At 34.2% G+C, this 14,405-nt stretch carries 7 protein-coding genes; 5 read left to right on the top strand and 2 right to left on the bottom strand.

What is annotated here, in order from left to right; genetic code table 11:
- Nucleotides 1-69 precede the first annotated feature (69 nt).
- Both rpoC and V6624_RS04785 read left to right on the top strand, forming a co-directional pair.
- Nucleotides 70-4,380: a DNA-directed RNA polymerase subunit beta' gene (gene rpoC / locus V6624_RS04790; RefSeq protein WP_111283351.1), complete on the top strand. Its 4,311-nt coding sequence runs from the start codon at nt 70-72 to the stop codon at nt 4,378-4,380.
- Between the two features lie 10 nt (nt 4,381-4,390).
- Entirely contained in the window at nt 4,391-4,702 is a 312-nt protein-coding gene (locus tag V6624_RS04785; protein WP_111283353.1) for a DUF3467 domain-containing protein, read from the top strand.
- A gap of 322 nt (nt 4,703-5,024) precedes the next feature.
- Here V6624_RS04785 and V6624_RS04780 read toward each other — a convergent pair whose 3' ends face one another.
- Both V6624_RS04780 and V6624_RS04775 read right to left on the bottom strand, forming a co-directional pair.
- Nucleotides 5,025-6,617 (bottom strand): peptide chain release factor 3, encoded by a 1,593-nt coding sequence (locus tag V6624_RS04780; protein ID WP_111283355.1) that lies wholly within the window; start codon nt 6,615-6,617, stop codon nt 5,025-5,027.
- A gap of 149 nt (nt 6,618-6,766) precedes the next feature.
- Nucleotides 6,767-8,206 carry an alpha-amylase gene (locus tag V6624_RS04775; protein WP_338841068.1) on the bottom strand — a complete coding sequence of 480 codons (1,440 nt, stop codon included), beginning with the start codon at nt 8,204-8,206 and terminating at the stop codon, nt 6,767-6,769.
- 501 nt (nt 8,207-8,707) lie between these two features.
- Between V6624_RS04775 and V6624_RS04770 the strand changes: the two genes are divergently transcribed.
- The 3 genes from V6624_RS04770 to V6624_RS04760 all read left to right on the top strand — a co-directional run bounded on the left by V6624_RS04770 (nt 8,708) and on the right by V6624_RS04760 (nt 14,354).
- On the top strand, nt 8,708-10,138 hold the full coding sequence (locus V6624_RS04770) for a peptidylprolyl isomerase (RefSeq protein ID WP_111283359.1): 1,431 nt from the start codon (nt 8,708-8,710) through the stop codon (nt 10,136-10,138).
- A 78-nt stretch (nt 10,139-10,216) separates the two neighbouring features.
- Nucleotides 10,217-11,170, top strand: a complete 954-nt coding sequence (locus V6624_RS04765; protein WP_111283361.1) for an AAA family ATPase — start codon at nt 10,217-10,219, stop codon at nt 11,168-11,170.
- A 412-nt stretch (nt 11,171-11,582) separates the two neighbouring features.
- Nucleotides 11,583-14,354 (top strand): bifunctional aconitate hydratase 2/2-methylisocitrate dehydratase, encoded by a 2,772-nt coding sequence (locus V6624_RS04760; protein WP_338841067.1) that lies wholly within the window; start codon nt 11,583-11,585, stop codon nt 14,352-14,354.
- Nucleotides 14,355-14,405 lie beyond the last annotated feature (51 nt).

Here is a 14,405-nt window from a genome sequence, read left to right as displayed (position 1 = left end):
ATTTTCAAAAGAGTAGATTATAAATCTAAATTCAATTTTTTAATTGCAAATAAATCAATAGTAAAAACTATGATGAATAACAGAAACAATAATAAAGATAAGAATCCAGTAAAAAGATTTAACAAAATTTCTATTGGATTGGCTTCACCAGAATCTATCTTGAAAGAATCAAGAGGAGAGGTTTTAAAGCCAGAAACAATTAACTATAGAACTCACAAACCAGAGCGTGATGGACTTTTCTGCGAAAGAATCTTCGGACCAGTAAAAGATTTCGAATGCGCTTGTGGTAAGTACAAAAGAATTCGTTACAAAGGTATCATCTGTGACCGTTGTGGTGTTGAAGTTACTGAGAAAAAAGTACGTCGTGATAGAGTAGGACACATCAACCTTGTTGTGCCAATTGCTCATATCTGGTACTTCCGTTCTCTTCCAAACAAAATTGGTTATATCCTTGGTCTTCCATCTAAGAAATTAGATATGATTATTTACTACGAAAGATACGTAGTAATTCAACCAGGTATTGCTAAAAATGCAGATGGAGAATCATTACAAAGATTAGATTTCTTAACTGAAGAGGAATACTTAAACATTTTAGATACTCTTCCGCAAGAAAATCAATATTTAGATGATTTAGATCCTAATAAATTTGTTGCCAAAATGGGAGCAGAGTGTATCATGGATTTATTAGCTCGTATTGACTTAGATGCTTTATCTTATGAATTAAGACACAGCGCTAACAACGAGACATCTAAACAAAGAAAAACTGAAGCTTTAAAAAGATTACAAGTTGTTGAGTCTTTCCGTGAGTCTAACGAAAACCGCGAAAACCGTCCAGAATGGATGATTATGAAAGTGGTTCCAGTTATCCCACCAGAATTACGTCCGCTTGTACCACTTGATGGAGGTCGTTTTGCAACTTCAGATTTGAACGATTTATATCGTCGTGTAATCATCCGTAACAACCGTTTGAAAAGATTAATGGAGATTAAAGCTCCAGAAGTTATCTTAAGAAACGAGAAACGTATGTTACAAGAATCTGTAGATTCATTATTTGATAACACACGTAAAGCTTCTGCTGTTAAAACAGAATCTAACAGACCATTAAAATCATTATCTGACTCATTAAAAGGTAAGCAAGGACGTTTCCGTCAAAACTTACTTGGTAAACGTGTAGATTATTCTGCTCGTTCGGTAATTGTCGTTGGTCCAGAGTTAAAATTATATGAGTGCGGATTGCCAAAAGATATGGCTTCTGAATTATACAAACCTTTCGTTATCCGTAAATTGATTGAAAGAGGTATTGTTAAAACAGTAAAATCTGCTAAGAAAATCATTGATAAGAAAGAGCCTGTAGTTTGGGATATCTTAGAAAACGTAATTAAAGGACACCCAGTATTACTGAACCGTGCTCCTACTTTGCACAGACTTGGTATTCAAGCGTTCCAACCAAAATTAATTGAAGGAAAAGCAATCCAGTTACACCCATTAGTATGTACGGCATTCAACGCCGATTTCGATGGTGACCAGATGGCGGTTCACTTACCATTAGGACCAGAGGCTATTTTAGAGGCTCAATTATTAATGTTGGCTTCTCATAATATCTTGAACCCTGCAAATGGTGCTCCTATTACTGTACCTTCTCAGGACATGGTCTTGGGTCTATACTATATGACCAAAGAGCGTATTTCTACAGAAGATCACAAAATTATTGGTCAGGATTTAACTTTCTATTCTGCTGAAGAAGTAAACATTGCATTAAACGAAGGAAGATTAGAATTGAATGCTCGTGTGAAAATTAGAGCAAAAGATTTTAATGACGCTGGAGAATTAGTGTACAAAATTATTCAAACAACTGCAGGACGTGTATTATTTAACGAAGTAGTACCTGAAGCAGCTGGATATATCAACGACGTATTGACTAAGAAAAACCTTAGAGATATTATCGGACACATTTTAAGTGTGACTGATGTACCTACAACGGCTGCTTTCTTGGATAATATGAAGGATATGGGGTATAAATTCGCATTTAGAGGAGGTTTATCATTCTCTTTAGGTGATATTAGAATCCCAGAACAAAAAACTAAGTTAATTGCAGATGCTAGAGAGCAAGTTGAAGGTATCTCAACTAACTATAACATGGGTCTTATTACAAATAACGAGCGTTACAACCAAGTTATTGACGTATGGACTTCAGCAAATGCTCAGTTAACAGAGTTAGCAATGAAAAATATTAGAGAAGACCAGCAAGGTTTCAACTCTGTATATATGATGCTTGACTCTGGGGCGAGGGGTTCTAAGGAACAGATTCGTCAGTTAACTGGTATGCGTGGTTTGATGGCTAAGCCTAAAAAATCTACTGCTGGTGGTGGTGAAATTATTGAAAACCCGATTCTTTCTAACTTTAAGGAAGGTCTTTCGATCCTTGAGTACTTCATTTCTACTCACGGTGCTCGTAAAGGTCTTGCGGATACGGCTCTTAAAACGGCCGATGCTGGTTACTTGACAAGAAGGCTTCACGACGTTTCTCAAGATGTTATTGTTAACATCGAAGATTGTGGAACTCTAAGAGGTGTTGAAGTTGCAGCATTGAAGAAAAATGAGGAAATCGTTGAATCTTTAGGAGAGAGAATTTTAGGACGTGTTGCATTGCAAGATGTTATTAATCCTCTTACTAACGAAGTAATGGTTAAATCTGGAGAGCAAATTACTGAAGCAATTATGAGAACTATCGAAGCTTCTCCAATTGAAAAAGTAGAAGTTAGATCTCCATTAACTTGTGAGGCTTTAAAAGGTATTTGTGCTAAATGTTACGGTAGAAACTTAGCTACTGGTAAGATGACACAAAGAGGTGAAGCTGTCGGAGTTATTGCAGCTCAGTCTATTGGAGAACCAGGTACACAGTTGACACTTCGTACGTTCCACGTTGGAGGGGTTGCTGGAGGTATTTCTGAAGAATCTAGTATTGTTACAAGATTCAACGGTAGACTTGAAATTGAAGATTTAAAAACAGTTAAAGGTGAAGACGGAGAAGGAAACTCTGTTGATATCGTAGTTTCACGTTCAACTGAGTTGAAATTAGTTGATGAGAAAACGGGAATTGTTTTAAATACACATAACATTCCTTACGGATCTAGTATTTTTGTTAATGATGGAGATACTGTTGCTAAAGGAACTGTAATCTGTAAATGGGATCCATATAACGGTGTAATTGTTTCTGAATTTACTGGTAAGATTGCTTACGAAGATTTAGAGCAAGGACAATCGTTCATGGTTGAGATCGATGAGCAGACTGGTTTCCAGGAAAAAGTAATTTCTGAGGCTAGAAATAAAAAATTAATCCCAACTTTATTGGTTTACGGTAAAGAAGGTGAATTGATTCGTTCTTACAACTTACCAGTAGGTGCACACTTAATGGTTGAAAATGGTGAGAAAATTAAAGCAGGTAAAGTATTAGTTAAGATTCCACGTCGTTCTTCTAAAGCAGGCGATATCACGGGAGGTCTTCCAAGAATTACTGAGTTGCTTGAGGCTCGTAACCCTTCAAACCCAGCAGTTGTATCTGAAATTGATGGTGTTGTATCTTTCGGTAAAATTAAGAGAGGTAACCGTGAGATCGTTATCGAGTCTAAATTTGGTGAGATTAAAAAGTATTTAGTTAAACTTTCTAGCCAAATCTTAGTACAAGAAAATGACTTCGTAAGAGCGGGAGTTCCATTGTCTGATGGTGCTATTACACCAGATGATATCTTAAGAATTCAAGGTCCAGCTGCTGTACAACAGTACTTGGTAAATGAAATTCAAGAGGTTTACCGCTTACAAGGGGTAAAAATTAATGACAAGCACTTTGAGGTAGTTATTCGTCAAATGATGCGTAAAGTAAGAGTTGAAGATCCAGGAGATACTCTATTCTTAGAAGATCAATTGATCCATACTAAAGACTTTATCATTCAAAATGACAAATTATATGGTATGAAAGTGGTTGAAGATGCTGGAGATTCTTCTGTATTGAAACCAGGTCAAATCATTACTCCTCGTGAGTTACGTGACGAGAATTCATTATTGAAACGTACAGATAAAAATCTTGTTGTAGCAAGAGACGTAATCACCGCAACTGCAACGCCAGTTTTACAAGGTATTACAAGAGCTTCGTTACAAACTAAATCATTCATTTCTGCGGCTTCGTTCCAGGAGACAACGAAAGTACTTAACGAGGCTGCTGTAGCTGGTAAAGTAGATGATTTAGAAGGATTGAAAGAAAATGTAATTGTTGGACACAGAATTCCTGCTGGAACTGGTATGAGAGAGTACGATAACACTATCGTAGGATCTAAAGACGATTACAACGAAATGATGGCTAATAAAGAAGAATACATTTATTAATTAGGAAACTATGAGTAATCCGAAACAACAACAAGAGCAAATCAATATTGAGTTAGATGAAAACATCGCAGAAGGAATTTATTCTAATCTTGCGATTATCAACCACTCATCATCGGAGTTTGTTTTAGATTTTGTGAGCATTATGCCAGGTATTCCTAAAGCCAAGGTAAAGTCAAGAATTGTTTTGACACCACAACATGCTAAAAGATTATTAAAAGCAATAGGTGAAAATATCCATAGATTTGAGGCAGCTCATGGCGAAATCAAAGAAACGGAACAAGCACCAATTCCGCTTAATTTTGGTCCAACAGGACAAGCATAAATTTTAAAGCCCCTTTTTAAGGGGCTTTTTTTTATACTTGAATTAGAATAAAATGCAGTTAATCAGATTTAATTTACTTTAATCGATAAAATTTCATCTTTTTTATCTAGAAGTATATTTTTGCATTTCCTATTTAAAAGATTATTTTTTTGAAATATAATGACTTAGTACGGTTAATTTAATTCAAATTATAAAAAAGCGCTAATTCGAAAATTAGCGCTTTTTTTATACCATTTTTTTAAGTTGAAATGAATAGATTTATACAGATAAAAAAAAGGCTGTTTAATGTTTTAAACAGCCTTTTTTTATTTCTAGTTGAGATTTAATCAAACTCTGATGTAAAATATAATTTTACAGTTGGATATTTACTCTGCGTCATTTGAATTGTAAAATCAGAATCTGCTAAGAATACCAATTGGCCATATTTATCGTGTGCAAGGAATTTTTGTTTGATACGCTTAAATTCTTTGAATTCCTCATTTTTTGCATCATCTGGTTTTACCCAGCAAGCTTTATGTACAGGGAAGTTTTCGTATGTACATTTAGCGCCATATTCATGCTCTAGACGATATTGGATAACTTCATACTGAAGCGCTCCTACCGTTCCAATTACTTTACGATTGTTCATTTCTAAAGTAAATAACTGAGCTACACCTTCATCCATTAACTGATCTACACCTTTTTCTAATTGCTTAGCTTTCATCGGATCAGCATTGTTGATATATCTAAAGTGCTCTGGAGAGAAACTTGGAATTCCTTTAAAGCTCATGATTTCGCCTTCTGTTAATGTATCTCCAATTTTAAAGTTTCCTGTATCATGTAAACCAACAATATCACCAGGATAAGAAATGTCTACAATTTCTTTTTTCTCAGCGAAAAAGGCATTCGGACTCGAGAATTTTAAATTTTTCTTCTGGCGAACGTGGTAATATGGTTTATTTCTTTCGAAAGTTCCTGAAACGATTTTAATGAAAGCCAAACGGTCACGGTGTTTTGGATCCATGTTTGCGTGGATTTTGAAGACAAATCCAGACATTTTTTCTTCTGTAGGCTCAACTGTACGAGTTTCAGAATCTTTAGCTCTCGGAGAAGGAGCAATCGTAATGAAACAGTCTAACAATTCACGAACTCCAAAATTATTTAAAGCAGAGCCAAAAAATACGGGCTGAATTTTTCCATCCAAATAATCCTGACGCTCAAATTTTGGATATACTTCGTCAATTAATTCTAATTCTTCACGAAGTTTATTAGCAGCTTTTTCTCCCACAATTTTATCCAATTCAGGATTGTTCTGTACATCAGAAAAAGCAATTGTTTCTTCAATATTTTTACGGCTGTCTCCGCTGAAAAGGTTAATGTTTTCTTCCCATAAATTGTAAATTCCCTGAAAATCATAACCCATTCCGATTGGGAAACTTAGCGGCGTCACTTTTAAGCCTAATTTTTGTTCAACTTCATCCATTAGATCGAAAGCATCTTTACCTTCACGGTCTAATTTGTTGATGAAAACAATCATCGGAATGTTACGCATTCTACAAACTGAAACCAGTTTTTCCGTTTGTTCCTCAACCCCTTTTGCAACGTCAATCACAACAATAACACTATCAACAGCAGTTAAAGTTCTAAATGTATCTTCAGCAAAATCCTTGTGTCCTGGAGTATCAAGGATATTGATTTTTTTATCTTTATAATTAAAGGCAAGCACAGAAGTAGAAACCGAGATACCTCTTTGGCGTTCGATTTCCATAAAGTCACTCGTTGCTCCTTTTTTAATTTTGTTGTTTTTTACTGCTCCTGCTTCTTGAATAGCACCTCCAAATAACAGCAATTTCTCTGTTAATGTCGTTTTACCAGCATCGGGATGCGAGATAATTCCAAATGTTCTTCTGCGTTGTATTTCTTTTAAAAAGCTCATATTTCGTATAAATAGGTTGCAAAAGTACTATTAAATACGGCTTTATAAAAATATTCACTTCTTAAATTTGGGAAGTCTTCATTATTAAGGGGCTTTTTTAGAAAAAAATAAGGCTGTTTTGCAACAGCCTTAAATAGTCATTTTTAAAATTACTGATTAATTGACCAAATTGAATACCCTTTTGGAGGACATTGTATTTTTACCCATTTGTCAGCCTGAGTAGTTGGATACCAAGTAGAGTTTCCTGTGAAATCTTTAATTTGAGTATTCGCCCAATTGGTCTGAATCCATCTTTCCTGCCAAACATCTGAATTATTGATATAAACTACTAAACCTGGATTTCCGTTGTAACCATTTCTTCTCGCAACATATTCGTCATTATCAGAATATAAGATAGAAGTTGTTCCTGTAGCTTTATTATTGTGAATCCAGATTAGATTATTCAGTTTGTTTTTATCTAACCATTCTTCGTAGTCTCTGTAAAAAATAGTAGGATAACCTTCATGAGTTAAAATGTATGAATAAGCTAATAATTTGCTCCAAATTTCGTCTGTATCGTGGTTAGTTACGAAAGTAACGGCTTTGTACGGATTACGTTTCCACATCATATCATCATTCAAAAGAGCAAGATTGTTTCCATCAAAAGCATCATTCATTTTATAATAGCAAGCAAAATCAAAAACAGAACTGTTTGCATTGTTAGCCCACCATTCCAATGTATTTACGTTAGAATCCCAATATTCTCCAACAGAAAATCCGCCTACATTTGCATTCCAGTCATGTACAACCCAAGGAGCAAAGCCTTTTACGTAATCAAATCTCCATCCGTCAAATTTCATAGTGTTTTTATAATATTTTCCAACACCATCTGCTCTTAGCCAAAGCCAGTTTTGAACATTTGGCGCAGCGTGGCATAAATCTGGAAAACCTCCAAAAGATCCTTCGTCATTATTTCCGTAGCTATTTTTATAAAAATCATTATAGTTGCGAGGAAATTTTCCAGAAGCAATTCCAGTAAAGTTTGTCCAAGTATTTGTTCCAGTAAAAGGATTAGCTTCAGATTGTCCGCCACTATTGTGATTGATTACAATATCTGCGTAAACCTTAATGTTTTCATTATGAGCGGCTGTAATTAAGCTTACCAATTCAGTTTTAGACCCAAATCGAGTTTCGGTACTTCCATTTTGATTGTAATCTCCAAAATCAAAATAATCTGTTGGATCATATCCCATAGAAAAGGCACCATTTTGAGCTTTTGATGCGGGCGGAAGCCATATCGAACCAATTCCGGCATTTCCCCAAGCTGTTACTTTACTGCTTACAGTATTCCACCAAGTTCCTCCAGCAGGAACGTCCCAGTAAAAAGCCTGCATCATAACGCCGCCGCCGGGATTGTCTACATATTTTCCAGTTAAAGAACTTGAAGTGCCAGTACTGAAAGGTTTTCCGTCGTGATGCGTAACATCAATAATCTTAAATTTTTGACTTTCAGCTTTAGAATCGACTTCGTTCGTTTCATTTTGTGAACACGAATAAAGCAATCCACCAAGTACCATAATTATGCACAATTTTGCAATAGGTTTTTTCATAATAGATGTGGTTAAGTTAAATAGTAAGTTTTGTAATTATTAAATTTTAGGGTTTTAAAATAAATATTGTTATTTTTTGACCTTATAAATTAATAATTACGCATCTAAAGTAGAATTTTTTTGATTTAATTTTATTTTGTAAGAAAATAGTTTGTTACGAAAACGTTGTAGTGTTGAGAACTTTTTTTATAGTGCTAATAATTAGGTTTTTATTTGTTGCAAAAAATCTAAAAAGTAAAAATCGTGTATGAAATTGTTTTTCATTGATTTATAAAAATCAAAAAGAGGATTTTTTGCTGTTAAAAGAGAACGATCCTATAATTTTTTGTTAATAGTAAAGCGGATAGTTGTATTATGTAATTGAATTGTTATTTTTGTTCGTTATAAGTTACGAAAGAACTATACTTTAATTATTTATGTTTTATGGAGGTATTCAGAAAACGTTGATGATTTAAGGGGATTATCTAAAACAGACTTACATTAAAATAAAATTTTAAAATAATGTTATTAAAAAAATTACAGCTAAAAACAATTGATTACAAGTTTGTACTAACAATTTGTTTTTTTCTTTTTTTTGCTCCAGTTATTACAGCACAAGAAATAATTCCAGATGTTGTTGCTCAAAAACCTGTTGAAGCTCCCACTGGTGGGAAGTTGAAAATTGACGGAATTATCGCTACAGTTGGAGATTATATCGTTTTAGATTCTGATATTGATAAAGGATTTTTGGAAATCGCAGCTTCTGGCGGTAGTACAAAAGATATCACAAGATGTCAAATGCTTGGTAAATTATTAGAGGATAAATTATATGCTCACCAAGCTATTCAAGATAGTATCATTGTTAGTGATGCCGAAGTTAGAGGTATGATGGATGATCGTCTGAATTATATGATTCAGCAGGTTGGTGATATTAATAAAGTAGTTGAATACTACAAAAAAAGTTCTGTAGAAGAATTTAAAACTTATTTTGCCGACATCTTAAAAGAGCAAAAATTAGCTTCTGAAATGAGAGATAAAATCATTAAAGATGTTGAGATTACTCCAGAAGAAGTTCGTAATTTCTTTAAGAAAATCCCAAAAGATGAATTGCCAACATTTGGTGCTGAAATGGAAGTTGCTCAAATCGTTGTAGAACCAAAAATTTCTAAAGAAGACAAACAGAAAGTTATTGATAGATTGAATGCTATAAGACAAGATGTTCTTGAAGGTTCAAGTTTTGCTACTAAAGCCGTTTTGTATTCTCAAGATCCTGGATCTGCCCCAAATGGAGGTTACTATAAAATGACCAGAAAAACTCCTTTTGTAAAAGAATTTAAAGATGTTGCTTTTAGTTTACAAGCGGGAGAAATTTCACAACCTTTTGAAACGATTTATGGATTCCATATTATAATGGTTGAAAAAATTAAAGGACAAGAAGTAGAACTTCGTCATATTTTAATTTCGCCAACGGTTTCAGAAGCAGCTTTAAAAGAAGCAAAAGAAAGAATTACTAATATCAGAAATAAGATTATTAATAAGGAACTGACATTTTCTGAAGCTGCTAGAACAGAATCTGATGAAAAAGAGACAAGAGCAAATGGAGGTACTTTAGTGAATCCAACAACACAAGATACTCGTTTTGAGTTGACAAAAATGGATCCGACTTTATATAGTCAAGTTTCAAATTTAAAAGGAGACGAGGTTTCTCAGCCACTTTTAAATACAGATGATAAAAATAAAAAAACGTATAAGTTGATTACTGTTACAAATAGAATTGACGAGCACACAGCTGATTATGCTAAAGATTATACAAAAATTAAAGAATTAGCATTAAAAGAAAAACAAATCAATGCAATTGCAAAATGGTTTGATAATAAGATTAAAGATACCTATATCAAAATCATTGGAGAGTACAAAGACTGTTCTTTTGCAAATAACTGGTTGAAAAAATAATTTTTATTAAATAAATAAAAAGAGTTAGTTTTATGAATTCGTAGAACTAACTCTTTTTAATTTTAAATACATTCATAAATGTCTGACGTAACAGCAATTCATAATTTAGTTCAAAAAAGAAACGAATTAAAAAAAGAAATAGCGAAGATCATTGTAGGGCAAGACGCCGTTGTAGATCAAATTTTACTTTGTATATTTTCTGGAGGACACGCACTTTTAATAGGGGTTCCAGGTTTGGCAAAAACCTTAATGATTAATACTTTGTCTCAAGCCTTAGGTTTAGATTTTAAAAGAATTCAGTTTACACCAGATTTAATGCCTTCTGATATTTTAGGAAGTGAGATCTTAGATGAAAATAGAAATTTTAAGTTTATTAAAGGTCCAATTTTCTCTAATATTATTTTAGCAGATGAGATCAATAGAACACCACCAAAAACGCAGGCAGCTTTATTAGAGGCAATGCAAGAAAGATCGGTGACTATTGCAGGTCAGCATCATAAATTAGATTTGCCTTATTTTGTTTTAGCAACTCAAAACCCAATTGAACAAGAAGGAACTTATCCGTTACCAGAAGCGCAACTGGACCGTTTTATGTTTGCTATAAAACTAGAATACCCAACTTTTGAAGAAGAAGTACAAGTGGTAAAAAGAACAACTTCTGATGTTAAAACAGTAATTAATCCATTGTTTAATGCTCAGGAAATTATAGATTTCCAGCATTTAATTCGTAGAATTCCTGTTGCTGATAACGTTATTGAATATGCAGTTACTTTAGTAAGTAAAACACGTCCAGATAATGCATTGACAAACGATTTTGTGAAAAACTATTTAGATTGGGGAGCAGGACCAAGAGCTTCGCAAAACTTAATTTTAGCAGCAAAAGCACACGCCGCTTTCAATGGAAAATTTTCTCCAGATATTGAAGATGTTAAAGCAGTTGCAACTGGAATCTTAAGACACAGAATTATTAAAAATTATAAAGCTGATGCAGAAGGAATAACCGAAGAAGTTATTATTAAAAAGCTGATGTAATTTTTTTTAAAATAGATATAGAAATCCTGATAATTCACTATCAGGATTTTTTGTTTTTTATGCATAATTAATTTTGACATTTTCGTAAAATTTTGAGATTGGTAAAAATGTCAAAACGATCTCAAAAAGGGTTACTATAACGTTATAAATTCTAATTTAGAAAGATTCTTTGCTAAAAACGATGTAAAATCTCACTTCCTTCATCACATTAAATTTCGACTTTGTTAAAGAAAAGATATTAAAATATCAATAATTCATTTTTTCAATTCAAAATTAAGATTTTAGCAAAAACAAGCAGTGAAAATCGTTTTTTAGCAATAATAATTTTTGAAAAGGGGAGTTCTATTATATTTTTTTTAATTATCGGCATTAATGCTTAAATTTGCAACAAAAAAATAAATCCGCTTTTATTATGAATATTTATCAGGATTACATTCAAGAAATTGAAGAAAGAAAAAATCAAGGGTTACACCCTAAACCAATTGATGGAGCTGAATTATTAAGCGAAATCATTGCTCAAATTAAAGATGTTGATAACGCAAATCGCGAAGACTCTCTTAAGTTTTTTATTTACAATACTTTACCTGGTACTACAAATGCTGCAGGCGAAAAAGCAAAGTTTTTAAAAGAAATTATTCTTGGTCAATCAGTAGTAAAAGAAATCACTCCAGCTTTTGCTTTTGAGTTGCTTTCACACATGAAAGGTGGGCCATCAATCGAAGTTTTACTTGATTTAGCTTTAGGTAATGATGCTGCTATCGCAAAAGAAGCGGCGAAAGTACTAAAGACACAAGTTTTCCTTTACGAAGCAGACACAGATCGTTTAGTAGAGGCGTTCAAAAATGATAATGCAATTGCAAAAGAAATCCTTGAAAGTTATGCTCAAGCTGAGTTTTTTACAAAACTTCCAGCCGTAGCAGACGAAGTTAAGGTAGTTACTTTTATTGCTGGTGAAGGGGATATCTCTACAGACTTACTTTCTCCAGGAAATCAAGCTCACTCTCGTTCAGATCGTGAACTTCATGGTCAGTGCATGATTACTCCTCAGGCACAACAAGAAATTAAAGCATTACAAGCACAACACCCAGATAAAAGCGTCATGCTAATCGCTGAAAAAGGAACAATGGGAGTTGGTTCTTCTAGAATGTCAGGTGTAAACAACGTTGCGCTTTGGACAGGAAAACAAGCAAGTCCATATATTCCATTTGTTAATATCGCTCCAATTGTTGGAGGAACAAACGGGATTTCTCCAATTTTCTTAACAACAGTTGATGTTACTGGTGGTATTGGTTTAGACCTTAAAAACTGGGTAAAGAAAGTTGATGCAGAAGGTAATGTTATTCGTAATGAAAATGATGAGCCAATTTTAGAGCAAGCATATTCTGTTGCTACAGGAACGGTTCTTACTATAAATATTAAAGAGAAAAAGCTTTATAATGGCGATCAGGAATTGATTGATATTTCTAAAGCATTTACTCCTCAAAAAATGGAATTTATCAAAGCGGGTGGTTCTTACGCTATCGTATTTGGTAAAAAACTTCAAACATTAGCGGCGAAAGTTTTAAATGTTGAAGCTCCGCTTGTATACGCTCCATCAAAAGAGGTTTCTCATGAAGGACAAGGTCTTACTGCAGTAGAGAAAATCTTTAACAAAAATGCGGTTGGTATTGCGCCAGGTAAAGTATTACATGCTGGTTCTGACGTTCGTGTTGAAGTTAATATCGTAGGTTCTCAAGATACTACAGGTCTTATGACTGCTCAGGAATTAGAATCTATGGCTGCTACAGTAATTTCGCCAATTGTTGATGGTGCTTACCAATCTGGTTGTCACACTGCTTCGGTTTGGGATAAAAAAGCGCAAGCAAACATTCCTAAATTGATGAAATTCATGAACGATTTCGGTTTAATCACAGCTCGTGACCCGAAAGGAGTTTATCATTCAATGACAGACGTAATCCACAAAGTACTTAACGATATTACTATCGATGAGTGGGCTATCATTATTGGTGGTGACTCTCATACAAGAATGTCAAAAGGTGTTGCTTTTGGTGCTGACTCAGGAACTGTTGCTCTTGCATTGGCTACTGGAGAGGCTTCAATGCCAATTCCAGAATCTGTAAAAGTTACTTTCAAAGGAGATATGAAAGGGTACATGGATTTCCGTGATGTGGTTCATGCTACTCAAGCGCAAATGCTTCATCAATTTGGAGGAGAAAATGTTTTCCAAGGTAGAATTATTGAAGTTCACATTGGAACATTAACTGCTGACCAAGCGTTTACATTTACTGACTGGACTGCTGAAATGAAGGCAAAAGCTTCTATCTGTATTTCTGAAGATGATACTTTGATCGAATCATTGGAAATTGCAAAAGGCAGAATCCAAATCATGATCGACAAAGGAATGGATAACGAGAAACACGTTCTTCAAGGATTGATCAACAAAGCTGATAAGAGAATTGCTGAAATTAAATCGGCAGAGAAACCAGCTTTAACTCCAGATTCAAATGCTAAATATTATGCTGAAGTTGTAGTTGATTTAGATCAGATTGCTGAGCCAATGATTGCTGACCCAGACGTAAATAACGTTGATGTTTCTAAACGATATACTCACGATACTATTAGACCGTTATCTTTCTACGGTGGAGAGAAAAAAGTAGATCTTGGATTTATCGGATCTTGTATGGTTCACAAAGGAGATATGAAAATCCTTGCTCAAATGTTGAAAAACGTTGAAGCGCAAACAGGAAAAGTTGAATTTAATGCTCCTCTTGTAGTTGCTCCTCCTACTTACAACATCGTTGATGAATTGAAAGCTGAAGGTGACTGGGAAGTATTGCAGAAATATTCAGGTTTCGAATTTGACGATAATGCTCCTAAAGGTGCGGCTCGTACTGAATATGAAAACATGTTGTACTTAGAGCGTCCGGGTTGTAATCTTTGTATGGGTAACCAAGAGAAAGCAGCTAAAGGAGATACTGTAATGGCAACTTCGACTCGTCTTTTCCAAGGAAGAGTTGTAGAAGATAAAGAAGGTAAAAAAGGAGAATCATTGCTTTCTTCTACGCCAGTTGTAGTTCTTTCTACGATTTTAGGTAGAACTCCAACTATGGCAGAATACACTGCAGCGGTAGACGGAATCAACTTAACTAAGTTCGCTCCTTCTAATAAACAATTAGTTATGTAATCGAAAGATTATTTAAGAATATTTTAAAAGCCCGAGTCGTAAAACTCGGGC

This window comes from Flavobacterium ginsenosidimutans, from assembly GCF_037478105.1.
GTDB classification, from domain to species: Bacteria; Bacteroidota; Bacteroidia; order Flavobacteriales; family Flavobacteriaceae; genus Flavobacterium; species Flavobacterium ginsenosidimutans.
The sequence above is the reverse complement of the archived record's forward strand: the minus strand, read 5'-3'. Positions and strand labels throughout refer to the sequence as shown.

Excerpts from the sequence above, each read along its gene's own strand:
- V6624_RS04770 (WP_111283359.1), top strand. The coding sequence starts at position 8,708 with ATGTTATTAAAAAAATTACAGCTAAAAACAATTGATTACAAGTTTGTA.
- V6624_RS04775 (WP_338841068.1), bottom strand. The coding sequence starts at position 8,206 with ATGAAAAAACCTATTGCAAAATTGTGCATAATTATGGTACTTGGTGGA.
- V6624_RS04785 (WP_111283353.1), top strand. The coding sequence starts at position 4,391 with ATGAGTAATCCGAAACAACAACAAGAGCAAATCAATATTGAGTTAGAT.
- V6624_RS04760 (WP_338841067.1), top strand. The coding sequence starts at position 11,583 with ATGAATATTTATCAGGATTACATTCAAGAAATTGAAGAAAGAAAAAAT.
- rpoC (WP_111283351.1), top strand. The coding sequence starts at position 70 with ATGATGAATAACAGAAACAATAATAAAGATAAGAATCCAGTAAAAAGA.
- V6624_RS04780 (WP_111283355.1), bottom strand. The coding sequence starts at position 6,617 with ATGAGCTTTTTAAAAGAAATACAACGCAGAAGAACATTTGGAATTATC.
- V6624_RS04765 (WP_111283361.1), top strand. The coding sequence starts at position 10,217 with ATGTCTGACGTAACAGCAATTCATAATTTAGTTCAAAAAAGAAACGAA.